General features: G+C 71.8%; 28 protein-coding genes. 13 read left to right on the plus strand and 15 right to left on the minus strand.

Translation table 11 applies throughout. The features are described 5' to 3' along the window. Positions 1-39: 39 nt before the first annotated feature. Positions 40-660, plus strand: coding sequence for a DinB family protein (locus GTY47_RS12000; RefSeq protein ID WP_029180914.1), 621 nt, complete (start codon positions 40-42; stop codon positions 658-660). A 132-nt stretch (positions 661-792) separates the two neighbouring features. Then, a complete protein-coding gene (locus tag GTY47_RS12005; RefSeq protein ID WP_010036127.1) occupies positions 793-1,233 on the plus strand; it encodes a nuclear transport factor 2 family protein in 441 nt (146 codons plus the stop codon). Positions 1,234-1,246: 13 nt separating this feature from the next. Here the strand turns inward: GTY47_RS12005 and GTY47_RS12010 are convergent, their stop codons facing one another. Next, positions 1,247-1,969 (minus strand): hypothetical protein, encoded by a 723-nt coding sequence (locus tag GTY47_RS12010; RefSeq protein ID WP_102514845.1) that lies wholly within the window; start codon positions 1,967-1,969, stop codon positions 1,247-1,249. Positions 1,970-2,039: 70 nt separating this feature from the next. Next, positions 2,040-2,483, minus strand: a complete 444-nt coding sequence (locus tag GTY47_RS12015) for a DUF2000 domain-containing protein (protein WP_010036131.1) — start codon at positions 2,481-2,483, stop codon at positions 2,040-2,042. Positions 2,484-2,532: 49 nt separating this feature from the next. Here GTY47_RS12015 and GTY47_RS12020 point away from each other — a divergent pair, with 49 nt between their 5' ends. After that, entirely contained in the window at positions 2,533-3,351 is an 819-nt protein-coding gene (locus GTY47_RS12020; RefSeq protein WP_010036133.1) for an AraC family transcriptional regulator, read from the plus strand. Between the two features lie 16 nt (positions 3,352-3,367). Here GTY47_RS12020 and GTY47_RS12025 read toward each other — a convergent pair whose 3' ends face one another. Both GTY47_RS12025 and mshA read right to left on the minus strand, forming a co-directional pair. Beyond that, complete coding sequence (locus GTY47_RS12025; protein ID WP_010036134.1) at positions 3,368-3,877, minus strand: YbjN domain-containing protein; 510 nt, start codon at positions 3,875-3,877, stop codon at positions 3,368-3,370. Further along, a complete protein-coding gene (gene mshA / locus GTY47_RS12030; protein WP_010036136.1) occupies positions 3,870-5,207 on the minus strand; it encodes a D-inositol-3-phosphate glycosyltransferase in 1,338 nt (445 codons plus the stop codon). The genes GTY47_RS12025 and mshA overlap by 8 nt, the downstream gene beginning before the upstream one ends. Positions 5,208-5,612: 405 nt before the next feature. Between mshA and GTY47_RS12035 the strand changes: the two genes are divergently transcribed. From GTY47_RS12035 to GTY47_RS12055, 5 genes are all read left to right on the plus strand, one after another. Further along, positions 5,613-6,413 carry a calcium-binding protein gene (locus tag GTY47_RS12035; RefSeq protein ID WP_010036140.1) on the plus strand — a complete coding sequence of 267 codons (801 nt, stop codon included), beginning with the start codon at positions 5,613-5,615 and terminating at the stop codon, positions 6,411-6,413. Between the two features lie 143 nt (positions 6,414-6,556). Next, entirely contained in the window at positions 6,557-7,183 is a 627-nt protein-coding gene (locus GTY47_RS12040) for a dihydrofolate reductase family protein (protein WP_010036142.1), read from the plus strand. A 57-nt stretch (positions 7,184-7,240) separates the two neighbouring features. After that, entirely contained in the window at positions 7,241-8,059 is an 819-nt protein-coding gene (locus GTY47_RS12045; RefSeq protein ID WP_086012478.1) for an SAM-dependent methyltransferase, read from the plus strand. A 211-nt stretch (positions 8,060-8,270) separates the two neighbouring features. After that, positions 8,271-9,359 (plus strand): C40 family peptidase, encoded by a 1,089-nt coding sequence (locus GTY47_RS12050; RefSeq protein WP_010036147.1) that lies wholly within the window; start codon positions 8,271-8,273, stop codon positions 9,357-9,359. A 261-nt stretch (positions 9,360-9,620) separates the two neighbouring features. Further along, positions 9,621-10,970: a response regulator gene (locus tag GTY47_RS12055; protein WP_010036148.1), complete on the plus strand. Its 1,350-nt coding sequence runs from the start codon at positions 9,621-9,623 to the stop codon at positions 10,968-10,970. 100 nt (positions 10,971-11,070) lie between these two features. On the opposite strand, the gene GTY47_RS12060 is transcribed toward GTY47_RS12055, so the two are convergent. The 4 genes from GTY47_RS12060 to GTY47_RS12075 form a co-directional block, all read right to left on the minus strand. Beyond that, complete coding sequence (locus tag GTY47_RS12060) at positions 11,071-11,403, minus strand: DUF2516 family protein (RefSeq protein ID WP_078602772.1); 333 nt, start codon at positions 11,401-11,403, stop codon at positions 11,071-11,073. A 117-nt stretch (positions 11,404-11,520) separates the two neighbouring features. After that, the gene (locus tag GTY47_RS12065) at positions 11,521-12,180 is read right to left on the minus strand and encodes a hypothetical protein (protein WP_010036151.1); all 660 of its coding nucleotides are present in this window, start codon (positions 12,178-12,180) and stop codon (positions 11,521-11,523) included. Between the two features lie 89 nt (positions 12,181-12,269). Next, a complete protein-coding gene (locus GTY47_RS12070; protein ID WP_010036154.1) occupies positions 12,270-12,953 on the minus strand; it encodes a helix-turn-helix transcriptional regulator in 684 nt (227 codons plus the stop codon). Between the two features lie 125 nt (positions 12,954-13,078). Then, the gene (locus GTY47_RS12075; RefSeq protein WP_029180918.1) at positions 13,079-13,447 is read right to left on the minus strand and encodes a VOC family protein; all 369 of its coding nucleotides are present in this window, start codon (positions 13,445-13,447) and stop codon (positions 13,079-13,081) included. Between the two features lie 121 nt (positions 13,448-13,568). Between GTY47_RS12075 and GTY47_RS12080 the strand changes: the two genes are divergently transcribed. Further along, positions 13,569-14,297: a hypothetical protein gene (locus GTY47_RS12080; protein WP_029180919.1), complete on the plus strand. Its 729-nt coding sequence runs from the start codon at positions 13,569-13,571 to the stop codon at positions 14,295-14,297. Positions 14,298-14,317: 20 nt separating this feature from the next. On the opposite strand, the gene GTY47_RS12085 is transcribed toward GTY47_RS12080, so the two are convergent. Continuing rightward, positions 14,318-14,971, minus strand: a complete 654-nt coding sequence (locus GTY47_RS12085; protein WP_010036161.1) for a class I SAM-dependent methyltransferase — start codon at positions 14,969-14,971, stop codon at positions 14,318-14,320. Between the two features lie 148 nt (positions 14,972-15,119). Between GTY47_RS12085 and GTY47_RS12090 the strand changes: the two genes are divergently transcribed. The 3 genes from GTY47_RS12090 to GTY47_RS12100 all read left to right on the plus strand — a co-directional run bounded on the left by GTY47_RS12090 (position 15,120) and on the right by GTY47_RS12100 (position 17,512). Further along, on the plus strand, positions 15,120-15,668 hold the full coding sequence (locus tag GTY47_RS12090) for a hypothetical protein (protein ID WP_010036164.1): 549 nt from the start codon (positions 15,120-15,122) through the stop codon (positions 15,666-15,668). A gap of 69 nt (positions 15,669-15,737) precedes the next feature. Next, positions 15,738-16,325 (plus strand): TetR/AcrR family transcriptional regulator, encoded by a 588-nt coding sequence (locus tag GTY47_RS12095; protein ID WP_010036165.1) that lies wholly within the window; start codon positions 15,738-15,740, stop codon positions 16,323-16,325. Between the two features lie 5 nt (positions 16,326-16,330). Next, the gene (locus GTY47_RS12100) at positions 16,331-17,512 is read left to right on the plus strand and encodes an SGNH/GDSL hydrolase family protein (protein ID WP_010036168.1); all 1,182 of its coding nucleotides are present in this window, start codon (positions 16,331-16,333) and stop codon (positions 17,510-17,512) included. Between the two features lie 81 nt (positions 17,513-17,593). Here GTY47_RS12100 and GTY47_RS12105 read toward each other — a convergent pair whose 3' ends face one another. From GTY47_RS12105 to GTY47_RS12125, 5 genes are all read right to left on the minus strand, one after another. Continuing rightward, positions 17,594-19,615, minus strand: coding sequence for an ATPase AAA (locus tag GTY47_RS12105; protein ID WP_010036169.1), 2,022 nt, complete (start codon positions 19,613-19,615; stop codon positions 17,594-17,596). Between the two features lie 41 nt (positions 19,616-19,656). After that, complete coding sequence (locus GTY47_RS12110) at positions 19,657-20,295, minus strand: TetR family transcriptional regulator (RefSeq protein WP_010036170.1); 639 nt, start codon at positions 20,293-20,295, stop codon at positions 19,657-19,659. A 38-nt stretch (positions 20,296-20,333) separates the two neighbouring features. Further along, positions 20,334-21,347, minus strand: a complete 1,014-nt coding sequence (locus GTY47_RS12115) for an aminoglycoside phosphotransferase family protein (RefSeq protein WP_010036171.1) — start codon at positions 21,345-21,347, stop codon at positions 20,334-20,336. A 173-nt stretch (positions 21,348-21,520) separates the two neighbouring features. After that, on the minus strand, positions 21,521-22,318 hold the full coding sequence (locus GTY47_RS12120) for an HAD family hydrolase (protein ID WP_078602765.1): 798 nt from the start codon (positions 22,316-22,318) through the stop codon (positions 21,521-21,523). Next, positions 22,267-23,136 (minus strand): winged helix-turn-helix domain-containing protein, encoded by an 870-nt coding sequence (locus GTY47_RS12125; protein WP_029180923.1) that lies wholly within the window; start codon positions 23,134-23,136, stop codon positions 22,267-22,269. The genes GTY47_RS12120 and GTY47_RS12125 overlap by 52 nt, the downstream gene beginning before the upstream one ends. A 160-nt stretch (positions 23,137-23,296) precedes the next feature. Here GTY47_RS12125 and GTY47_RS12130 point away from each other — a divergent pair, with 160 nt between their 5' ends. Continuing rightward, complete coding sequence (locus tag GTY47_RS12130; protein ID WP_010036177.1) at positions 23,297-23,485, plus strand: hypothetical protein; 189 nt, start codon at positions 23,297-23,299, stop codon at positions 23,483-23,485. A 1-nt stretch (position 23,486) separates the two neighbouring features. Here GTY47_RS12130 and GTY47_RS12135 read toward each other — a convergent pair whose 3' ends face one another. Beyond that, positions 23,487-24,395, minus strand: coding sequence for a GntR family transcriptional regulator (locus GTY47_RS12135; protein WP_078602766.1), 909 nt, complete (start codon positions 24,393-24,395; stop codon positions 23,487-23,489). Positions 24,396-24,506 lie beyond the last annotated feature (111 nt).

The following is a 24,506-nucleotide window of genomic DNA, read 5'->3' on the forward strand; positions in this document are numbered from 1 at the left end:
TCGGTGGCCAAACCCGTCCCGTGCCGTCACCATCCCCGCATGGTCTCGCATGAGCACGTCAGTGAACGAGCGGCAGCAGCGGCGACTCGGTGGACGCGGGCGACCGTCTATCCCGATATGTGGGTGGATCCGGACGACGACCCGCGCGAGAGCGAGGTCGAGGTCGTCGATGAGCGTGGGGCGTTGCTGGAGAACCTGCGGCACTATCGCCTCACCCTGGAGATGAAGTGCGCGGGGCTGGACGCGGAGCAGATGGCCCGGCGGTCCGCGCCGCCGTCCAGCATGTCGCTGCTCGGGCTGGTGCGGCATCTGGCCGAGGAGGAGCGGCACTTCCGGCGGGTGATGGCCGGGGAGGACGCGCCGAAGCTGTACCGCACCGACGAGGACCGGGACGGTGACTTCAACGGCGCGGTCGCGGACCCGGCGGTCGTGGCCGAGGCGTGGCGGCGGTGGCGGACCGAGGTGGAGCTCACCGACCGGTATCTGGCCGGTGTCACCGACCTCGCCACCCCGAACGCCGGGTACTCCGACCTCGGGGCCGAACCCGGTGGGCAGGTCCAGCTCCGCGACGTCCTGGTGGCGCAGATCGGGGAGTACGCGCGGCACTGCGGCCACGCCGACCTGCTGCGCGAGCTGATCGACGGCCGCGTCGGGCAATGACGATCCCGTGCCCCGTCCCGGCTGTCGCTCATTACCCCCCGGGTAATCGACCTGTCTTCCCATCACCGGCAGGATCGGTCACGTTCCCACGAAAACCGTCCGGAGTCCGGCCGTAGTCGCGAGGAGAGTGCCATGTCCGTCAACTCCAGCCCGGTGAAGCCGGCTTCCGTCGCCGAGTCCACCCGCGCCGTCGTGCAGGCGTTCCTCACCGCGCGGCTCGCCGGGGACACCGAGCGGCTCGTCGAGCTGTTCGCCGACGAGGTCGACTGGGTGCTCGCCGAGAACCCGGGTGTCCCGTGGATCCGGCCCCGGTCCACCGCCGCCGAATGCGCAGCGCAGTTCACGGAGTTGATGGAGCACACCGTGCCCGAGGACGCCCGGGCCTCCCTCGACGCCTTCCTCGTCGACGGCACCGACGCCGTGCTCACGGGGCACGTGTCGGGGACCGTACGGGCGACGGGGAAGTCGTTCGAAGGGCCGTTCGCGCTGCGCCTCACCGTCGAGGACGGCCGGATCACCCGGCACCACCTGTACGAGAACAGCCTGTCCATCGCCGAGGCCTGCACTCCGTGAGCGGTACGGCTGCTCAGTCCTGCCGGGCGGGACGCCAGTACTGCCGCTTCTCCTCGTCCCGTACGACCACGCCCAGCCGCAGCAGCTCGCGGCGCAGCTCCCGGGCGTCCTCGGCGTCGTCGTCGCTCTTGCGGGCCTCGGCGCGTGCCCTGAGGAGGGCGTCCGCGCCCTCGGGAAGCCCGGGGGTGCCGGGGACCCAGCGGCGGAACTGGGCGCGGTACGGGTCCTCCTCAGCCCAGCGGTAGCCGTGCTCGGTGAGGGTGTCGGCCAGGCGTGGCCAGGGCAGGCCGCAGTGCTCGCGGGCCAGTTCCATGCCGTCCGGGGCCACCGCCACGAGTTCCTTGCCGTCCCTGAACAGCACCCCGATCTCCTTGCGGGTGAACTCCTGCGTGGCGTCCCTGATGGTCAGGGCCAGGTGCGTGCCGGAGACGCGGACCGACAGCGCATCGTGCGCGGCGGCGAGGCCCAGCAGCAGGCCGCCGAGCGTGCCCACCGCGACCGTGCCGAGGGTGAGGGCGGGTTCCGGGATCGAGGTCAGCAGTTCGGCGGGGCCCTCAAGCGGTGCCCACGGCAGCTTCAGCAGCAAGCGGGCGAGGAGGGGGAGCAGCGCGCCGGCGGCGGCACCGCAGCCGACGCAGAAGAGCACGATGCCCCATGCCGACTCCGCGAGTTCCGTGGACTCCTCCGGCGGCGGAACAGGCCGCTTCCCCATGTGCACCTTCCTGGCTTCCTCCATGGGACGAGTCTCGGGAAGTGCCGTGCGTGCCGTCATCAGCCGTTGGTCTACGTCCCTGACGACTTTGGTCTCAGGGGTGCATGCGCGCTCCCTTCACCACCTTGTCCACCGCGTTCTTCGGGCCGTGGACCGCGAGGCCGACCAGATCCAGGTCCGCCGTCGGCACCGACCGTACGGCCGCGCGGTTGTCGCGGTCGTTGCCCGTGGAGAACAGGTCCGAGGTGAAGATCGCGCGGGGCAGGGAGCGGGACAGGGCGCGGGTGTGGGCCGTGGTCAGGGCTTCCTTCGTGGCCTCGAAGACCAGGACCGGCTGGCGGAACATCGGCAGGTAGGGCACGCCGTCCGCGTCCTCGTACGGCTCGCCGATCACCTCGGGGATCTGCGTACCCAGGCCGCTGACCAGGAATGACGTCACGTTGAGCCGCTGCCAGGGCTCCAGGTCGGCGCGCAGCAGTACGGCGATCTTCGTGTCGAAGCGGATCGGCTCCGGAGCCGGTTCGGGTTGCGTGTTCATGATGCGAGCGTGCCCGGCGCTCCTCGCCGGGGTCTTGTACGTTCTTTGCATGGCCTCCCAGTCCGCCCGGATCGTCTCCGCCTGGCGGCCCGCCGTCCCGGGCGTCGTCGAGGTCTTCCACGCCCGCTTCACGGAGTACGCGTACCCGATGCACGTCCACGACGCCTGGACGCTGCTGATCGTCGACACCGGCGCCGTCCGGTACGACCTCGACCGGCACGAGCACGGCACCCCGCACGACACCGTGTCGCTGCTGCCGCCCCACGTGCCGCACAACGGCTCCCCCGTCACCCCGGAGGGCTTCCGCAAGCGGGTGCTGTATCTCGACCGGACGTATCTCGGGGACGAACTCATCGGGGCCGCCGTCGACCGGCCGGACCTGCGCGATCCGCTGCTGCGGCGGCGCGTCGGGCAGTTGCACGGCGCGCTGGTGCGGCCGGGTGAGGAGCTGGAGGCCGAGAGCAGGCTGATGTTCGTCGGGGCGCGGTTGCGCGGGCACCTCCGGGGGGACCCCGTATCGCCTCGGCCCGCCGATCCCGTTCTCGCGCGGCGGCTGCGGGAATTGCTGGACGAGCGGGTCGTGGAGGGCGTCGGGCTCCGGGAGGCCGCCGGGCTGGTGGGAGCCCATCCCGCCCATCTCGTACGGGCGTTCAGCGCCGCTTACGGCATCGCCCCGCACCAGTACCTCACGTCGCTGCGCGTGGGCCGCGCCCGGCGGCTGCTGCTCGAAGGGCGCTCACCGGGAGAGGTGGCGGCCGAGACCGGGTTCTACGACCAGTCGCACCTCACCCGGCACTTCCGGAAGCTGGTGGGTGTGCCGCCCGGGCGTTACCGGGCGGGACGGCCTGGCAGTCGGGGCGTCGCGTGAGCCTGGCAGTCAGGCCCTAGCGGTCGGGGCGTTGCGTGAGGTGGGCGAACGCGTCCAGGTTGCGCGTCGACTCCCCGCGCGACACCCGCCACTCGTACTCCTTGCGGATCGCCGAGGCGAAGCCCAGTTCCAGGAGGGTGTTGAAGCTGCCGTCGGAGGCCTGAAGGACCTGGCCGAGCAGGCGGTCGATCTCGTCGGCGGTGACGGCGGACAGGGAGAGCCGGCCGGTGACGTAGACGTCGCCGTGCTGGTCGACGGCGTAACTCACGCCGTAGAGCTTGAGGTTGCGTTCCAGGAGCCAGCGGTGGACGCCCTGCTCGTTCTCGTCGGGGTGGCGGATGACGAAGGCGTTGAGCGAGAGTGAGTGGCGGCCGACGATCAGGGAGACCGTCGTCTTGAGTTTGCGGGTGCCGGGGAGCTGCGCCACGTAGGTGCCGGGCTGGGGGCTCTCCCACTCCAGGCCGGCGTCCTTCAGCACTCCCTCGACGACCTGTGCCGCTCGCTGTTCCAGATCGGTTTCACCCATGCGGCGAGCGTACGCGACGGCGGTGTGCCTGCATCGCGGCCGTGTAGACGTCCGCCGTGGCGGCGGCCGCGGTGTCCCAGCCGAAGGACTGCGCGTGGCGGGCGGCCTGCCCGCCGAGCCGGGGCGACAGCTCCGGATCGTCGGCGAAGTCGCGCAGCACACGCGCGTAGTCGGCGGGATCGTGCCCGCGGACGAGGAAGCCGGTGTGTCCGTCGCGCACGGCGACCGGCAGACCGCCGACGGATGCCGCCAGCACCGGGGTGCCCGCCGCCTGCGCCTCTATGGCGACCAGGCCGAACGACTCGCTGTAGGAGGGCATGACCAGGACGGAAGCCGCGCGGAACCAGTCCGCCAGCTGCTCCTGGCCGACCGGCGGGTGGAACCGTACGACGTCCGCGATGCCGAGGCGTGCGGCCAGCTTCTGGAGGCCCTCGGGCTTGGCGAGGCCGCTGCCGCTGGGACCGCCGACGACGGGGACGAGCATGCGCGAGCGCAGCTCGGGGCGCTCGTCGAGGAGGACGGCGACGGCTCGCAGCAGCACGTCGGGGGCCTTCAGGGGCTGGATGCGGCCCGCGAAGAGCGGGATCAGCGCGTCCCCCGGCAGGCCGAGACGGGCCCGGGCGGCGGCGCGGCCGTCGCCGGGCGAGAAGCGGCTGAGGTTCACGCCCGGGTGGACGACGGCGACCTTGTCGGTGTCGGCCGCATAGTGCCGTACCAGTTCGTCGGCCTCTTCTGTGGTGTTGGCGATGAGGCGGTCGGCGGCGGCGACGATCTGGGTCTCGCCGATGACGCGGGCGGCCGGTTCGGGGGTGTCGCCGTCGGCCAGGTTGGCGTTCTTGACCTTGGCCATGGTGTGCATGGCGTGCACGAGGGGGGCGCCCCAGCGCTGGGCGGCGAGCCAGCCGACGTGGCCGGAGAGCCAGTAGTGGGAGTGGACCAGGTCGTAGTGGCCGGGGCGGTGGCCGGCCCAGGCCTGCATCACGCCGTGCGTGAAGGCGCACAGCTGGGCGGGGAGGTCCTCCTTGTTGAGGCCCTCGTAGGGCCCGGCGTCGACGTGCCGGACGAGGACGCCGGGGGCGAGCTCGACGGTCGGCGGGAGGGCGGCCGAGGTCGCGCGCGTGAAGATCTCGACCTCGATGTTGATCGCGGCGAGGCGCTGCGCGAGCTCCACGATGTAGACGTTCATGCCGCCGGCGTCGCCGGTGCCCGGCTGGTGGAGCGGGGAGGTGTGCACGGAGAGCATGGCCACCCGGCGGGGCCTGCGGTGCAGCCGGAGGCGCGTGGGCGTGGACGCGGAGCGCCGCCCGAGCCTGCCGATGTACTGGCTCACGTGGCGTTCCTCCTCGCTACGGGCATGCCTGGGCAGGGCGCACGTGCCCTCCAGGGGCTGCAACACCGGAAGGTTGGGCTCCATTTCCGGATTCGCGACTTTTACCGAATCATTACCGACTCCCGCTCAACCGTTCGAGTGCGGAGGGCTCCCCCTGCGCCCGCCCCCGGGAGCGTGACAGGCAGGTGAACTGGATCGAAAATCGCAGATCACTGGAGCTGTCCCCACCATGAAAAGGCCGCGAAAGGGCTGACGTACCGGCACCGCGGACAACCGGGCGCCTCCCCCATCGGTCATCACCTGCGCAAGGACCGACAACTGCCCCACGGAGGTTATGCAATGCCCTCTCGCCTCGTCAGCCGCCGACTGTTACGCGCCTCATCGGTTCTGGCGCCCGTTCTCGGCATGGGTCTGGCCGTTCCGATCGCCCTGGCCGGCACGGCCGGTGCCGCGGAACCGACGGCCACCGCCGCGGTGAACGAGTACGGCTGGCAGCTCACCTATACGGCCGCCCCCGGGCAGGCCAACCGGGTGGCCGTCACCCAGTCGTTCACCAGCGACCGCGCACACTTCACCTATGTGATCGACGACGTCGTCCCGATCAGCGCCGGGAACGGTTGCAGCCACCCCGACAGCGCGGACGACACCAGGATCTCCTGCACGGTGGAGGCCCCCGAGAGCCAGTCCCCGCTCAACTCCATGGAGATGGACCTCGCCGACGGCGCCGACACCGCCTCCTTCGACAACGCCACCGACCAGGTCTTCTACTCCAACACGATCGAGCTGGGCGACGGCAACGACAAGTGGACCGGCGCCACCGGCGACCGAGTGGACGGCAGTTCCGTCCGGGGCGGGGCGGGCGACGACGTCATCAGGGCGGGCGCGCTGGGATACGCCGGCGGCGGTGACGGCGACGACACCCTCTACGCCGGCATCGACGGCGAGATCGTGGACGGCGGCGCGGGCGACGACGTCCTCCACGGCGGCGCGGGCGACCAGATCATGCGAGCCGACGACGGTGACGACACGGTCTACGGCGGGGCCGGCGACGACGAGATCCACGGCGGCAGGGGCAACGACATCCTGTACGGGCACAGCGGCGCCGACCGGATCTGGGGAAACAGCGGCGACGACGAGCTGTACGGCGGGCCCGGTGCGGACACGCTCTCCGGGGGCCCGGGCAGGAACATCGTCCGCCAGGACTGACGGCGACAGCATCGTCCGCCAGGACTGACGCTTCTCACCGTCCGGGGAACCGCGCGGGTTCCCCGGACGGCCGACCGATGAGTTTCCGCGTCCCACGGCGCCGGAAGGAGTGGTGACGACGAGCGAGAGGTGAGTGGTGCGCGATGCAGCTGGTGGTGCAGGAGTTCCTGTCGCTCGACGGTGTCTCGCAGGGGCCGGGCGCCCCGGACGAGGACACCAGCGACGGCTTCGAGCGGGGCGGCTGGTTCGTGCCGCACCTGGACGAGGAGTTCGAGCGGCTGGCCGGCAGCTGGCTCGGCGAGGCGGACGCGTTGCTGTTCGGGCGGCGTACGTACCAGAACTTCGCCCGGGACTGGCCCGCGATGACCGACCATCCCCTCGCCGGGATCATGAACGGCCTGCCCAAGTACGTCGCCTCCCGGAGCCTGACCACGGCCGAGTGGAACCCGACCACGATCCTGTCCGGTGACGTCCCCGCCCAGGTGGCGGAGCTGAAGCGGCAGCCCGGCCGGGAGCTCCAGATCCACGGCAGCGCCCGGCTCGCCCAGTCCCTGCTGGCCGCCGGGCTGATCGACACGCTGCGGCTCGTGATCGCCCCGGTCGTGGTCGGCCAGGGCCGCCGCCTCTTCCCGGACGGCGGCACACCGGCCGGGCTGCGGCTGGCCGACCACCGGACGACGCCGGGCGGCCTGTCGGTGCATGTGTTCGAGTCGGCGGGGGTTCCGGAGTTCGGGACGTACGGAGGTGGGAGCGGCGGGGCCGGGGCCTAGGAGGCCCTTCAGCCCGGGGGGCCGTTCAACCTCTGGGGGCCGCTTAACCTCGTACGCATGACATCCCGCGCAGCTCCCCGCCCGCTGGGAACGGTGACACGCGGGACGACCAACCCCAACCGCCTGCGCCGCATGGACCGCTGGATCGCGGCCACGCACGGCGCCGAGCTGCGCCGTGCCGCCGATCCCGTAGCCGTCGACCTCGGGTACGGCGCCGCTCCCTGGACGGCCGTCGAACTGCTGCACCGCCTCCGTACGGTCGCGCCACGCGCGCGCGTGGTGGGCGTCGAGATCGAGCCGGCCCGGGTCGCGGCGGCGCTGCCGTACGAGCGGACGGGGCTCGTCTTCCGGCACGGCGGTTTCGAGATCCCGATCCCGCAGCGGCCCCTGCTGGTCCGCGCGGCGAACGTGCTGCGGCAGTACGCGGAGGGCGAGGTCGAGGCCGTCTGGCACCGGCTGTGCGGGCGGCTCGCGCCGGCCGATCCGGCGACCGGGGCGCGCGGCGGGCTGCTGGTCGAGGGGACCTGCGACGAGATCGGGCGCCGGCACGTCTGGGTGGCGCTCGGCCCGGAGGGACCGCGCACGGTCACCTTCGCGACCCGGCTCGGCTCCCTGGAACGCCCCTCGGACCTGGCGGAGCGCCTGCCGAAGGCGCTCATCCACCGCAACGTCCCGGGCGAGCCGGTGCACGCCTTCCTGCGCGACTTCGACCGCGCCTGGGCCGCCGCCGCGCCCTACGCGTCCTACGGCGCCCGCCAGCGCTGGATACGGGCGGTACGGGACCTGACCACCGACTGGCCGGTGACGGACGGGCCGGTGCGGTGGCGGCAGGGCGAAGTGACGGTGCGGTGGGAGGCGTTGGCGCCGCGGGGCTGAAACCCCCTCGCCCGGTCCGGGCCCGGCCCCGGGCCCGCCGGGAACGATCTCTTTGAGTCGTTCGTCACACAGGCGGGGAAATCGTCATGCCGGGGGCATGTCGGGGAGGGGGCCGAGGGAAGTACTACCCCTGTCGCTTCGCGCGCCGACGTGGCAGCATCCCCAGGCGAACCGGACGTTACTGACGGTTAATCACTTTGGGGGATGAGGTATGGGAACGGGCAAGCGTGGCCTGATCGCGACGGCCGTGACGGTGGTCTGCGCGCTCACGGTGCTGGCGGCACCGGGCACGGCGTTCGCGAGCCCCGGTCCCGCACCCACCCCGAGCGCGGGCCCGGCCCTCGCGCCCGACAAGGACCTCGAGGCCGTACGCAAGAAACTCGACAAGCTCTACCGCGCCGCGGCCCGCGCCACCGACGAGTACAACGCCGCCGAGGAGAAGGCGGACAAGCAGTCCGCCGAGATCGTCAAGCTGGCCAAGAAGATCGTCAAGGGCCAGGAGAGGCTGGCGAAGCTGAAGGACCGCGCGGGCGCCGCGGCCGCCGCCCAGTACCGCGGTGGCGGACTGCCGCCCGAGGCCCATCTGATGCTGAGCGACGATCCGCAGGAGTTCCTCGACGGGGCGGGGCGGGTGCGCCAGGGCCAGCACGCGGCCAAGGGCCTGATCAGGGAACTGACCCGCACCCAGGAGGACTTGGAGCAGTACGCGCGGGACGCCTCCGCGCAGTGGAAGAAACTGGAGGCGGGCCGCAAGGCCAAGGCCGCCGCGCAGAAGGAGATCGAGAAGCAGATCGCGGAGGCGGAGAAGCTCGAATCCGAGCTCCGGAAGGAGGAGCAGGAGCGCCTCGCCGAGCTGGAGAAGGAGGCCGCCGGCAAGGCGCAGACCGCCTGGCTCGACTCCGGCATCCTCGACGAGATCAAGGGCAAGGCCTCCGAGCAGGGCAAGAAGGCCGTCGCGTACGCCACGGCCCAGATCGGCAAGCCCTACCAGTGGGGCGCCGAGGGCCCGAAGACCTACGACTGCTCCGGACTGACCTCACAGGCCTGGATTTCCGCCGGCCGCGGCATTCCGCGCACCTCGCAGGAGCAGTGGAAGCAGCTGCGGCACATCGACATCCAGGACATGCGGCCCGGCGACCTCATCATCTACTTCGACGACGCCAGCCATGTCGCGATGTACGTCGGCGACGGGGTGATCGTGCACGCGCCGCGGCCCGGGCGGACGGTGACCCTCGCGGGGGCCGGATCGATGCCCATCCTCGGGGTGGTACGACCGGACGCCGACGCCGGCACCGACTGAGCGGCGGTGACCTGGACGACGTGACCCAGCCCACCCCGAATCCGGCTCCAAACCGCACGCTGACGTGACGTTCGTCATCCCCACAGCATCCCGGCGGTGTCCAACTGGGGGGCATTTCGCGGCATATGACACTGGCCGATGGCGCAGCGGCGTGGCTCACACCATTCCAATGCGGCGCCGACACCCGCTATGGTCCCGGTCGGTGGGTCGAGGTCCCTCGCCCCCGCCATGCCCTCGGGGGGAGGGAAGGAACCCAAGACGATGCCCGTACCCATACCGCGGCAGAGAGCGATCCCGGCCGTGGAGAGTGGTCAGGCGCAGGCCGAGTCCCGGTGCGACGGCCCCGCCGAGCAGTCCGTCACGGACGCCTCGGCAGCGGCCCCGCGCACGCCGGACACCGCCGGGAACATCACGGACAAGGTGGAGAACAACACCGCCCACACCAACCTGACCCTGCTGCTGATCGAGGACGATCCGGCCGGTTCGCCGATCGTGCCCGACATGCTCGACCAGGCGGGCAAGCCGATCCGCGTCCGCACGGCCCGCAACCTCACGGAGGCCGGGCGGCTGCTGACCGACGACGTCCACTGCATCCTGCTGGACCTCGCGCTGCCGGCGCCGGGCCGCAGCGACGCCGACGACGAGCTCGCCGTGCTCAAGCACGTGCTGGAGCTCGCACCCCGGCATGCCGTCCTGGCGCTGACCGCCTCGGGTGACGCCGAGCGCGGCGCGGAGGCGGTGCGCGTGGGCGCCCAGGACTATCTCTTCCGCGACGAGCTGGACGGCCGGCTGCTGAGCCGGGCGATCCGCTACGCGGTGGAGCGCAAGCGCTCCGAGTCGGCCGAGCGCCGGCTCGCCGAGGGCCGGCTGCGCGCCCAGGAGAACCGCCGCCTGGAGCGCGGTCTGCTGCCGACCCCGCTGCTGGACGGCTCCCCGCTCCGGTTCGCCGCCCGCTACCGCCCGGGTCGCTCGCGCGCCCTGCTCGGCGGCGACTTCTACGACGTCGTGCGCACGCCGGACGGCACCGTGCACGCCATGATCGGTGACGTCTGCGGTCACGGCCCGGACGAGGCCGCCCTGGGCGTGGAGCTGCGGATCGCGTGGCGCGCGCTGACGCTGGCGGGCCTGTGCGGCGACCAGCTGCTGGGCACGCTCCAGCAGGTGCTGGAGCACGAGCGGGCCGACGACGAGATCTTCGCGACCCTGTGCACGGTGGACATCGCCCCGGACGGCCGCCGCGCCGGCCTGTGCCTGGCGGGCCACCCGTCGCCGCTGCTGGCCCGCCCGGGCAAGCCGGCCCGCCTGCTGCCGTACGACAACAACGGGCCGGCCCTCGGGCTGCTGCCGGGTGCCCGCTGGCCGCGGATGCAGGTGGAGCTGGGCGCCGAGTGGAGCCTGATGCTCTACACCGACGGCCTGATCGAGGGCCGCGTCGGCGAGGGCCGGGAGCGGCTCGGCCAGGAGGGCATGACGGAGATGGTGCGCCGCCAGTTCGCCGAGGGGCTGCGGGGCGAGGAGCTGCTGCGGGCGGCGGTGAACGAGGTGCGCGCCCTCAACGGTGGCGAGCTGACGGACGACGTGGCGGTACTGCTGCTGGACCGGGTGCCGTAGCCCCGGCTCCGGGGCCGGGTGACAGGTGCCGAAGCCCCGGACCCGGGACCGGGTACAGCTGCCGTACCCCCGGGCCCCGGGCTCCGGTGCTGCCGGGGTCTTACCGGCCGCCGTTCCAGGGGCCGTACGGACCGTCGCTGCTGGAGCCGCGCCGGCTGCGGCCGCCGCCGGGGAGCGCGCGGATGGCGGGGCGCACGTCGACCATGTACACGATCGTCGCGATGAGGCCGATGATCGGGAGGAACGACAGGATCGGGAAGAGCAGGTTCACCACGAAGGCCAGCCCGAGGATGATCAGCCAGAACGGCTTGGTCTTCTTGTCGGCCGCTCGGTAGGCGTCCTCCCGCCGCACGGCGGCGTCGAACAACGCGAAGCCGCTGAAAATGATCAGGGCAATGCTCAGAAGCCACATGAACCCTGCGAAGCCCTGCATCAGCACTACGTCCACCACCTGACTCGGCTCGTCCCTACGCGGTCACCGTACCCGTACAACGGGCCGGACACCCCCAGGGTGCCCGGCCCGTGTGGTCGCTCTGCGCCCTCCGCCGTCCTACTTGGCCGGCGGGGTGGTCTTCTTGGCGGTGGTCTTGCGCGCCGGGGCCTTCTTGGCGGGAGCCTTCTGCGCCGGGGCGGCCGTGGCGGCGGGCTTCGCCGGCTCCTCCTTGACCTTGACCGGCTCGGCCTTCGGCTCGACGGCCACGGCCAGCTCCTCGACGCCCTCGGCGACGTCCTCGATGCCCTCGGCGGCCTCGCCGCGCCAGGTGCGCACGGCCTGCTCGCCGTGCTCGGCGACCTTCTCGTAGGTCTCCCGCGCCTTGACGGCGTACTCGGCGGCCACGCCGACGCCGCGCAGCGCGAAGTCCTGGGCGGTCTCGCCGACCTTCTTCAGGTCCGCGTCGATCGTGCTGCCGAGCTTCTTGATGTCGACGTCGATGGAGCCGATGAACTCCGTGACCTTGTTCTGGAGGATCTGCTGCGTCTCCTTGACGCGGGCGGAGGCCTCCTTGGCCCGGGCGGAGGCCTTCTCCTGGACGGCCTTGGTGTCGGTGTTGCGTACGGCGTCGAACCGCGCGGGGGCCTCGGAGCGCAGCTGCTCCACCAGGGCCGGCACCTTCTTGGCCTGCTGAAGGGCGAGGTCGGCGGTGCCTGCGGCGAAGTAGAGCGGCGTCGGGTCGCTGAGGGTCTTGCGCAGGTCGTCGGTGATGGCCATGGTGATGGTCCTCCCGGATTCTGTTTCGCTTGAGGGTTCGGCTGAGGGTCGTGTGATCCGCAGCGGTACGGCCGGTGCCCTGGTCCGGCTCAGCCGGCCGTCTGCTGCGGGTCGGTGTCACTGCCGCCGGTGGTCTTGCGGGCCCGGCGGGCGGCGGACGTACCGCCGGTGTTCTTGCGAGTACGGCGGGCGGGCGACGGTGACGTACCGCCGTCGTCCTTGCGGGTGCGGCGGGTCGCCGACGGTGACGCGGACGTACCGCCGTCGCTGCCGTCGCTGTCGCGGGGACGGCGAACGGCGGGCCGGCCGCCGTCGGCCGTGCGGGTCGGTCGTATCCCGGTGCCGCCGTCCGGGGCGTCCCCGTCTCCGTCCACCTCGTCCTCGGCGACCACGAGGTCGACGACCGCGGAGCCGTCGCCGGTCCCGAACCCGTTCTCCTTGCGGAAGGACTCGTAGATCTGCAACAGCACCTGCTTCTGCCGCTCGTTCAGCGTCGGGTCCGCGAGGAGGACGGCACGCGTCTCGACCTCGTCCAGGTCCCGCTCGGCGTCGAGGATGCCGGCCCGGACGTACAGCGTCTCGGCGGAGATCCGCAGGGCCTTGGCGACCTGCTGCAACACCTCCGCGCTCGGCTTGCGCAGCCCGCGCTCGATCTGGCTCAGATACGGATTGGACACCCCGGCGGCGTCGGCGAGCTGCCGCAGCGACAGCTGCGCGTTGCGCCGCTGTTCGCGCAGGTAGTCACCGAGATTGCCGACGTTGAGCGATGCCATGGCTCCACAGTGCCGCACCCCGCTAACTATTGCAAGCACCCGCTTGCAAAAGTGCGCCACGCCACCCTGAGGAGCCCGGATCCGCAGGTGTTCGACGCCCCGCTCTGGCCCACAAGGCGGGCACGTCAGCCTCCGACGATGCAGAAGGGGTGCCCCGCCGGATCCGTGAGCACGCGCCACCTGCTCTCGTTCGGCTGCCGCTCCGGCCTGCCCGCCCCCAGCTCCAGCAGCCGGGCCTCGGCCTCCTCCAGGTCCGCGACCCTGAAGCAGCAGTGCAGTTGCTGGGGCACGTCCTGGCCGGGCCAGCCGGGGGCCCGGTAGCCGTCGACCCGCTGAAAGCCGAGGGAGAGTCCGTCCCCACCGCCCAGAGAGGCGAAGTCGGCGTTCGACCTCGGGTGCGGTTCGAGGCCGGTGGCGGCCTGGTAGAACGCCGCCAGGGCGAGCGGATCAGGACAGTCCAGGGTTATCGCGCTCAACGTCATCCGTACGGACATGCCGCCTCCAGGCCGGTCATCGGGTGGACCCTCTCGCGATCACCCTAGAAGCGGCCGGAAAGTGACCGGACCTCGAAAACGGTTCGACGAGCCGGGCCCCGCGCGGCCATGATCTGCGCTCGTGACGACTTCACGGCAGTTGCCGGTCCGGGCCGCCGCCCGTAACAACGCCGAGTGGTGTGCGGCGATGTGCCGGGCGCACGGGGTGGCGGGTGAGTTCGGGGGCGAGGCGTGGGCCGCCGCGGGGCGGGCACCGGTCCACTACCCCGACGCGGTGACGCTGGAGCCGGGCGCCGACCCGGACGCGCTCGTGGCACGCGTCGACATGGGCTCGCCCGGCGCCGCGGTCAAGGACAGCTTCGCCGACCTCGATCTGACGGGGGCCGGTTTCCTGGTGCTCTTCGAGGCCCAGTGGATCCACCGTCCGGCCGGTACGGCCGCGCCCGCCCGCGCTCCCGGGCCGACGGATCTCGCGTGGGACGTGGTGGGCGATCCCGGCACACTGCGCGCCTGGGCGCTGGCCTGGGACGGCGGCGCCGGGCACGCGGGCCTCTTCCCGGACGGGCTGCTCGCCGACCCGGAGACCTCCGTGATCGCGGGACGGTCCGGTGACGGGCGAGTCGTGGCCGGAGCGGTGGCCTGCCGCAGCGCGCACGTCGTCGGCGTCTCCAACGTCTTCGGGCGGGACGGCGGGCCAGACGCGGCCTGGCCGGTCGTGCTGCACGCGCTCGACCGGCTCTTCCCCGGCCTGCCCGTGGTCGGTTACGAGAGCGGCGACGACCTGGAGACCGCCGTCCGGTACGGCTTCGAGCCGGTCGGTCCGCTGCGGGTGTGGCTGCACGGCGGGTAGCGGCGGGGCCCCGTCTCCCGTTAGTGCGGCTTGTACGCCAGAAACGTGCCGGTCCGCCGCTTGATCCCCTCCTCCGGCTCCTGCACCACCCGCGTCGTGACGACCAGCCCGGCCCGGTGGAGCAGTTCGGCGATGCGGTCCGGCGGCAGCAGGTACGACTCGTAGGACACCGGGTGGTCGCCGTAGGCGTGCGACGGGCGCAGGTGCTCGCCGCTGCCCACCGGGCCGGCCAGCATCAGCCGCCCGCCGGGCGCGAGGGTGCGGTGGAACTCGGCGAACACGGTCGGCAGCCACTGCGGCGGGGTGTGGTGGGTGGAGAAGTACGCCAGGATGCCGCCGAGTTCGCCGCTGCCGGTCTCCAGCGCGGTCATCGAGCCGACGGTGAAGCGGAGATCCGGGTACGCCGCCCGGGCCAGTCGGACCATCTCCGGCGACACGTCCACGCCGAACACCAAGACTCCCAGGGCGGCCAGATGTGCCGTCACCTTGCCCGGGCCGCAGCCCAGGTCGGCCACCGGCCCGGGGTGCGGCGGCCGTACCAGCTCGGCGAAGGCGGCCAGCATCGCGCGCGACACCGGGTCCAGCTCGGCCGGCTGCTTGACGAGTCGGGCGTAGTCGGCGGCGACGGTGTCGTAGGACTCTCGGACGGCGGCGAGGTGGGAGGGCTCGGTCATGCCGTGAAGGTAGACGACCGTGCTGACAGGGCCGGGCCGTCACGCCGGGCGAGTACTGCCGGCACCCCGCCCGTACTCCGACGCCAGTACGCCGCTTTACTCCCGCCGTGAGACGCTTCCGCCACCTCCCGCCCGGCACGGTGGCAGCGTGAAGCCGAAGCAGAAGCCGCACCCGATTCCGAAACTCGGCCGCCCGGCGCGCCGGGCCGTCCTCGTCGTCCACGTCATCGCCTCCGCGAGCTGGCTCGGGCTCACGCTCGGGCTGCTCGCGCTCGGCGCCACCGCGGCCACCACCGGGTCCGCCGTGACCGTGGAGGCGTCCGTCCGGGCCATGAAGCTCTTCGCCGACCGGCTCCTGCTCCCCGTCGCGTTCCTCACGCTGCTCAGCGGCCTGGTGCTGTCCCTGGGCACGCCGTGGGGACTCGCCCGGTACCGATGGGTCTGCACGAAGTTCTGGCTGACCCTCGCCACGACCACCGCCACGGTGTTCGCCCTGCGCCCCGGGGTGAACTCCGCGGTCACCGCCGTCGCCGCGGGCGGGCCCCTGCCCGATGCCGGTGACGTCCTGTTCGGGCCGGTCGTCTCGCTGTCCGCCTACGTCTTCATGACGGTGATCTCCGTGCTGAAGCCCTGGGGCCTGACCAGGCGGGGCAGGAGGCTGCGGGCACCCGCCCGGCGTGCCCTCCAGGACGCCTAAGTCGGCAACCGATTTGCCTAATGCTTTTAGGCAGATGCACACTTCTTTCTGGCAGAAGGGAGTGGCCGTATGGCACGCGCAGGACTGACACCGGAACGCCTGACCCGGGCAGGTGCCGAGCTGGCCGACGAGGTCGGCTTCGAGCAGGTGACCGTCTCGGCCCTCGCCCGCCGGTTCGACGTCAAGGTCGCGAGCCTGTACTCGCACGTGAAGAACTCCCAGGACCTCAGGACCCGGATCGCCCTGCTCGCGCTCACGGAACTCGCCGACCGGGCCGCCGACGCCCTGGCGGGACGGGCCGGCAAGGAAGCCCTGGCCGCCCTCGCGAACGTCTACCGCGACTACGCCCGGGAGCACCCCGGCCGTTACGCCGCCGCCCAACTGCGACTCGACCCGCAGACGGCGGCGGCGAGCGCCGGCGTCCGGCACGCGCAGATGACCCGGGCGCTGCTGCGCGGCTACGACCTGACGGAACCGGACCAGACCCACGCGGTCCGGCTGCTGGGCAGCGTCTTCCACGGGTACGTCAGCCTGGAGATGGGCGGCGGGTTCAGCCACAGCGCCCCCGACACCGACGTCACCTGGGCCCGGATCCTCGACGCCCTCGACACGCTGCTGCGCAACTGGCCCGAACCCCCCACCGACTCCCGAGGCTGACACCCATGCACACCGAGCACGACTGGATCACCACCCCCCTCACGGCGGACCTGCTGCGCGGCGCCCTCGACGTGGAGCGCACCGAGCACGGGCTGCTCCCGCACCGGCTGCCCGCCCGGGCCCGCGCCCAGAACACCAACGCCCAGCTGGCCATGGCCGAGGCCCAGCCCTCGGGCGTACGGCTGGCGTTCCGTACCGCCGCGACCGCCGTCGAACTGGACACGCTGCGCACCAAGCGCGACTACGCCGGCTTCCCGCCCCGCCCGGACGGCCTGTACGACCTGCTCGTCGACGGCCGCCCGGCCGGCCAGGCCCCCGGGACCGGCGGCAACGTCCTCACGATCGACATGGCCACCTGGGACGGTGAGGTCACGGCGGGCCCGGTCGGTACGGTCCGCTTCACCGGCCTGCCCGCGCGCGAGAAGGACGTCGAGATCTGGCTGCCGCACAACGAGACCACCGAGCTCGTCGCCCTGCGCACCGACGCGCCCGTGCAGCCCGTGCCGGACCGGGGCCGCAAGGTGTGGCTGCACCACGGCAGTTCGATCAGCCACGGCTCCGACGCCGCGAGCCCCACCGCCATCTGGCCCGCGATCGCCGCGTCGCTCGGCGGTGTGGAACTGGTCAACCTCGGTCTGGGCGGCAGCGCGATGCTCGACCCGTTCACCGCGCGCGCCATGCGGGACACCCCGGCCGACCTGATCAGCGTGAAGATCGGCATCAACATCGTCAACGCGGACGCGATGCGGCTGCGCGCGTTCGGGCCGGCCGTGCACGGCTTCCTCGACACGATCCGCGACGGGCACCCCGACGCCCCGCTGCTGGTCGTCTCCTCCATCCACTGCGCCATCCACGAGGCCACGCCCGGGCCCACGGCCCCCGACCTCGGCGCGCTCGGTGAGGGCCGGCTGCGGTTCTCCGCGATGGGCGACCCGGCGGAGGTGCCCGCCGGGAAACTGACGCTCGGCGTCATCCGCGAGGAACTGTCCCGCATCGTCCGGCAGCGCGCCGCCGACGACCCGAACATCCACTACCTCGACGGCCTCGACCTCTACGGCGCGTCCGACGCGGCCGGACTCCCCCTCCCCGACGAGGTCCACCCGGACGCCGCCACCCACCGCCACATCGGCGAACGCTTCCACGAACTGGCCTTCACCGGGAACGGCCCCTTCGCCCCGGCCTCATGACCACGTGACCTCCCGCGCGGGCGTCCACAGCCTGGGGACACCGTGGGGACGCCGTCGCGACTCCCGGGCCTGACAGACAGGTCAGAACGGCAACGGCCTCCCCCGTACCACCTCCAGACGTGACACCGCCCGGGTCAGCACCACGTACAGCCGGTGCAGCCCGCGTTCCTCCGCCTCGGCGATCGTCGCCGGCTCGACGGCCACGACGTGGTCGTACTCCAGGCCCTTGACGACGCTCGCCGGTACCAGGGACACCCGTGCGCCGAGTTCCTCCGGGCCCGCCGCGTCGATGCCGGCCGCGTCCAGGGCCGCCCGGATCCGGGGCACGTCCGCGTCCGCCGGGACGACCCCGACCGAGCCCTCCCGCCCGAGTGCGTCCCGGACGGCCTCCACGACCGCGCCGGGCACACCGTCCGGGTCCGTCTCGCGCATCCGCAACTCCCCGTCCCCGCGCAGCGACCGGGTGGCCGGTACGTCCACGTCCAGCCGCTCCAGCAGCCGGTTGGCGAGGCCGACGACCGCCCGCGGCACACGGAAGCCCGTGGTCAGCTCGACCACGGGCGCGTCCGATTTCCCCAGGTGCGCCAGGACGGTCGGCCACGAGCGGGCCGCCCACGGTGTCGTGCCCTGCGCCAGGTCGCCCAGGACCGTCAGCGAGCCGAAGCGGGCCCGGCGGGCGATGGCCCGGCACTCCATCGGGGACAGGTCCTGTGCCTCGTCCACGACGACGTGCCCGTATCCCTCCGGGTGCTCGATCAGCCCGGCGACCTCGTCGAGGAGCACCAGGTCGGCGGCCGACCAGCGCGCCGACTTCCACGTCCGGGGCGGCTTCCGCCACAGCAGCGCCCGCTGCTCGCCGGGGTCCAGCAGCCCGTCGGCGGCCTCCGCCAGCGCCCCGGGATCGCCGAGCAGTCCGGCCACGACCTCCTCGGGCCGCACCCGGGGCCAGACGGCGTCGACGTACGCGGACAACGGCCGCGCCCGCTCGACCCGGCGCACCCAGGCGTTGGACTGCGGCCCGGCCCGCCGCTCGGCCTGCTCGCGCACCGAGCGCACGATCCGCGACCGCACCCGCTCGCGCCCGACCCCGTACGGCGGTTCCTCCTCCCGCACCCGGGCCACGATCCGCGCCAGCTCCGCCGCCGGCACCCGCCACCGGTACGCCCCGTCGGGCACCGCGAGCGCCTCGCCACCACCGCCGTCGGCGCGCACGCGCGCGTACAGCGCCCTCCGCAGCACCTCGGCCATCCGGGCGTCGTGCTTGACGACGGCCGCCGCCGGCTCGTCATGGCCCCTGACCGGATGCCGTGCGATCTCCTCGGCCGGCGTCGACTGCCGCACACCGGTCTCGCCGAGGGACGGCAGGACCTCCGCGATGTACGACAGGAAGGTGCGGTTGGGCCCGAGGATCAGCAGACCGCCGCGCCGGATGCGCTGCGGGTGTGTGTAGAGCAGGTACGCGGCCCGGTGCAGCCCGACGGCGGTCTTGCCGGTGCCGGGCGCCCCCTGCACGCACAACGACACCGCCAGGTCCCCGCGTACGAGGTCGTCCTGCTCGGGCTGGATCGTCGCGGCGATGTCCCGCATGGGCCCGACGCGAGGCCGTTCGATCTCCCGGGCGACGATCTCACTGGTCCGCGCCTCGCCCTGCCCCAGGTGCTCGTCCTCCAGGCCGGTGAGGTCGCCGGAGTCGCCCCGGCTGCCGGGCGCCCACCCGAACCGCCGGCGCACGGCGACGCCCTGCGGGTCCCGGGCCGAGGCCTGGTAGAAGGCGCGCGAGACGGGCGCACGCCAGTCGACGACGAGGGGCGGTTCGGCGGGATGCTCGGAGATCCGCAGCCGCCCGATGTGCAACTCACCCTGCTCCCCCTGAAGCGCCCCGAAGAACAAGGGCCCCTCGGGCAGCTCACGCAACGCCTTCGCCCTGCTGCGCAGCTGGTATCCGAGGACTTCGGCGTCGGCACCGGACGCGGAGACGTCCTCGCCGACGACGACCTGTTCACCGGCGCCCTGGACCATCGCGGCGAGGGCGTCCCGGCAGCGCTCGTGGTGGGCGCGTTCCCGGTCGAGGAGGTACTGAAGGGCAGGCTCGGTCGACGTCATTCCACCGAGCGTACCGAAAGAACGTAACCGAGTTAAATTTATTACTCAGTATCACTACTGGGCCGGTCCACCCGGACGCGCGGCGGCAGCCCCGCCGCCAGCCACCCGAACGCCCGCTCAGCCGCCGCCACCGCGTCCGCCCGTACGTCCGCCACCCGCTCCCCCGCCGCGATCCGCCGCCAGTTCTCCATCGCGAGGATCCGCTGTACGGCCATGATCTGCCCGGCCGCGAGCCGCGCGTCGAGATCACCCCCGAGCACCTCGGCGAGCGCGGCCTCGGACCGCTCCTGATGCGTGTGCGCCCGGGCCACCAGGGAGGGGGTCCCGTAGAGCAGCCGGTGGAAGGCGAGCACCCGGGGATCGTCGTTGAGCCCGGTCACGGGATCGCACCGCTCCAGCCCCTCCAGAAAGTGCCGCCGCAACGCCGCCACGGGCTCCCCCTCGGCCTCCGTCACGACCCGCGCGGCCTCGCCCTCGTGGTCGGCGATCCGGTGCAGCACCAGATCCTCCTTCGCCGGGAAGTACCGGAACAGCGTCGGCTTGGAGATCTCGGCCGCCGCCGCCACCTCGGCGACGGACACCGCGTCGAACCCCTTCTCCAGAAAGAGCCCGATCGCGATGTCCGACACGACCTGGTACATCCGCTGCTTCTTGCGCTCCCGCAGCCCGATCTCACTCATGCGGCGAGCCTACGCAGTACCGCGGGGCGGGGTTCCCGTCAGGAACCGTGCCAGCGGATCAGCGCGGCCATGATCTGCGAACGGCTCGGCACCTGCGCCAGTCCGAGCGGCTGCGCGGCGGCGGTGAGGATCTTCTGGAGCTTGCCGGCGGCCACGGGCAGGGCCACCCAGTTGAACGCGGCGTCCTCGCGCAGGGACAGCGACACCCGGATGACGTCGGTGAAGACCGACTGCGCCCGCTTGAAGTCGAGGATCAGCGGCAGGTCCCGCTCCCACCCGGACGAGCTGCCCGGCCGGATCCTCTCGACCAGGTCGCACCATTCACGGACCATACGGCTCTCCTGATCGGCCGGATAGCGCATCAGGTAGAGGTGGGTGGCCAGGTCGTAGAGCGGATCGCCCAGCATCGCCAGCTCCCAGTCGATGACCCAGAGCCGGCCCTCCGGGTCGAGGACGAGGTTCTCCCGGTGCAGATCCGCGTGCAGGAGACAGAACGGGCGCTCCTGGAGCCCCAGCACGTGCTTCCTCAGGAGGGTGAACGATTCGTCCGAGATACCGAGCGCGCGGAACAGGCCGGCGAACGCCGTGTGGTTCTTCCGGTAGACCTGCTCCTCGACGAAGACGATCAGACGTTCCAGAAAGCCGTCGCTGTCCCCGTCCTCGGCGCGGTCCCGGTCCTCACAGCGCCGCTGCACACTCAGCATGCCCGGCGTGACCCGCACCATCTCCCGGAAGAGGTCGACGATCTGGTCGAACACCGCGTCGGGAACGCGCCGCCCCGGCCGCCGCTGCTCACCGAGCGTCCGCCCCTCGATGAAGTCCTGGAAGCCCATACCGGCGACATCGACGATGCCGGGGACGCGACTGATGTGCTCCTGGAGGGCGCGCAGCAGCGCCTCCTCCGACTTGAAGCACCTCCGGTCGAACCACAGGATCTCGGAGCGCGGCTCGCGGACCTTGACGGTTCGTGTCCCGCCGGGCAACGCGAGGACGTAGGTCTCGTGGTGGTACCCCTTGAGCGGCCCCTTGACCAGGTTCGGGTCGCCACTCATCTCGACTGCTCGCTGCCGAGCACCGGAGACCGATGGGGGTGTCATTGGGTGGTTCAGCCTGCCCCGGTGGTGCGGATGGTGTAAGGGGGAAGGCACGTTACTCCACCGGACACCGTCATCAGGGGAGAACCCGGCTATCGAGCCGAACTCACCCCCTCTCAGGTGAACCGGCGCTACTGGCCGCGCAGCAACGCCAGTACGGGCTCCAGGGACTCGATCACCGCGTCCGCTCCCGATTCCCTCAGGAGCTTGGCCTTGCGGGGGTTGCTCGCGTACCCGAGGAACGGCACCCCGGCCCGGGCGGCGGCCTCGCGGTCCGAGGGCGTGTCGCCGATCATCAGGGCGTCGGCCGGGGCGGCGCCCATGGCGTTCAGCGCCCGGTTGAGGCAGTGGGGGTCCGGCTTCAGGAGGTGGAGCTCCTGGGTGCGGCCGTACAGGTGGGGGGCGAAACAGCCGACGAGGCCCCGGGTTTCGAGGTACTTGCGCACCACCCGCGGGGAGTTGTTGGTGGTGATCGCGAGGCCGGAGCCCACCGCCGACCAGGTGCGTATCAGCGGATCCGCGTACGGGGTCGGCATCGCCGAGGACGCGGCCCTCAGCTCCTCCTGGGTGAGACGTTCCTCCAGCTCCGCGACGAGGTCGCTGCCGGGGTGCCTGCGGTCCACGGCGCGCAGGACGACCTGCGGGTCGAGCGACTCGCGTTCCGTCTCGGTCAGCAGACCGTGCAGACCCCGGCTCTCCAGCCAGGACACCAGGTCGCTCGCCACCCGGTCCGCCGAGTGACCGGCGAACAGCCGGCAGATGGGCCCGTCGAAGTCCCACAGCACGACACGGGCGCTTTTGATCAGAGTCGGAAGGTGGTGCTGATCGTTCTCGTTCTCGACTGTCGCCGAACCAGTCTGTGTCGTATCAGAAGTCACTAGGAGAGTGTCAGGTCCGTGGTGATGGTTTCCCAGAGGGCGTCGAACCACTTCTGGGATTCCTGCACGAACGCCGCGTCCCGCAGGCCCGCCCGCTTCACGAAGGAGAAGAGGAGCGACTGGGAGCCGAGGACGTCGTACATGTCCAGCGTCTGGCTGCCCCACTCCTCCGCGCGCCTGGTCAGCATGTAGTAGCCGATCAGCGCCTCCTCCCCGTTGAGCAGGTACAGCTTCACGGGCGGGGTGAAGGGCAGCGCGCGGAACGTGACGTGCACGTCGATGCCGTGCGTGGAGCGCAGGGCCAGCAGGTTGTGCTGGAGGACCTGCCCCTGCGCGTTGCGCATCGCCAGCCACCGCGTGTGGACCGGGTTGTCGTCGCCGTGCGCCTCCACGGGGACGGGGAAGGCCAGTTCGATGTCCCGGGACGGGACCAGGATGCGGACGTCGATCGACTCGGGGCGGATCCGGCCTTCGTGGATCAGGCGGAGCGGCTCGCCGATGGCGACCATCAGGGTCTCCGCGGTGTGGCAGACGACGTCGACGCGGACCCGGCGGGCCGAGAACGCCTCGGTGAGCCGCGGCGCCAGGCCCACCATCGTCGGCTGGGGCTCGCCGCGGGCCGGAACGGGTGCGGCGATCCGCGGCGGGCTGCCCTTGCTGACGTCGGCGAGAAGGCCGTCCTCCTGGAGTGCCCGCAGGGCCTGGCGGACGGCGCCGCGCTCCACGCCGAACTCCTCCGCCAGTTCGGCCTGGGTGGGCAGGCGGTCGCCCGGCTTGAGGTCACCGGCGCGGATACGTTCCCGCAGGATGTCGGCGATCTTCTGGGGCGAGAGCCTGCTGCTGCCGTTCACTGCCACGTTCTCCGCCATGTTGTCCTGGGTCACGACCAAACGCTACAACTCTGATCCATCTGACGGGAGTTGTTTGAAAGTTGTTTATTGCTAGTAGCCAAGCGGGGACAACTTAATCAGAGTTGGTTGCCAACTCACCTGAGTTGGCGGAAGTTTTGCTTCCGAAGGGGGAACTCAGATGCCCGCCCTCGCTCTCCTCTCCGCCGCCTTCGTCGTCGCCTTCGAACAGCTCGTCCAGTGGAAGTACGGTCCGGCCGGAATCGTCGGGCTGATCCTTCTCACCGTGGGCATCAAGGCCAAGAGCCCGGCCGTCAGCTCGGCGGGAGCGGTCGTGCTCGCGCTGCTGATGACGGGGCCCGCCCGCTGAGTCAGCTCGTGAGCACCAGTTCCGAACTGATCGTCTCCCACAGCGCGTTGAACCACAGGTGCGACTGCTCGACGAACGTCGTGTCGCGCAGGCCGGGGCCCTGCTGGAAGGAGAACAGCATCGACTGGGTGCCTTGGGCGTCGTACATCTCCAGGTGCTCGTGGTCGATCTCGGCCTCCCGGCGCATCAGCGTGTAGTACGCGAACAGCGCCTCGGTGTTGTTGAGCAGGTACAGCTTCACCGGTGGGGTGAAGGGCAGCGCGCGGAACGTGACGTGCACGTCGATGCCGTGCGTGGAGCGCAGGGCCAGCAGGTTGTGCTGGAGGACCTGCCCCTGGGCGTTGCGCATCGCCAGCCACCGCTCGTGCACCCAGTCGTCGCCGCACCCCTCGACCGGCACCGGGAAGGCGAGGTCGATGTCCCGGCTCGGCAGCAGGACCCGGACGTCGACCTTGGCCGGTTTCAGCCGTCCGGCGTGGATCTGCCGCAGCGGCTCGCCGATGGCGAGCGTGAGGGAGATGGAGGTCAGGCACACGGCGTCGATCTCGACGTGCTCCGCGGCGAAGGCCTCGGCGATCCGGGGTGCGAGGGCCACAGTGGTGGGCAGGGGCGGGGCTTCCGGGCCGGTCAGCGCCCTGGCGGGGTCGGGGGCGACGGTCGCCGGGCTGCCCTTGGACACGTTGGTGAGCAGCCGCTCGGACTGGAGGATGCGCAGGGCCTGGCGTACGGCACCGCGCTCGACACCGAACTCGTGGGCCAGTTGGGCCTGGGTGGGCATGCGTTCGCCCGGCCGCAGTGCTCCTGACCTGATCCGGGCGCGCAGTTCGTCGGCCACCTCGCGATGTGTTCTCTGTGGCCGCTGCGACCTCTTCCGTCCATTGACGGAGGCGTGTTCCGGGTCCACAACCAAACAGTACAACTTCCCGCCATCTTTCGGCAGTTCAGCACCAGGTGGTTATGAGCCGCTTCCAAGCGGAGATAAGTACAGTGAAGTTGGTCGCCAACTTGGGTGACATGGTCA

The sequence above is a fragment of the Streptomyces sp. SID5464 genome, assembly GCF_009862985.1.
Lineage (GTDB): Bacteria > Actinomycetota > Actinomycetes > Streptomycetales > Streptomycetaceae > Streptomyces > Streptomyces chartreusis_D.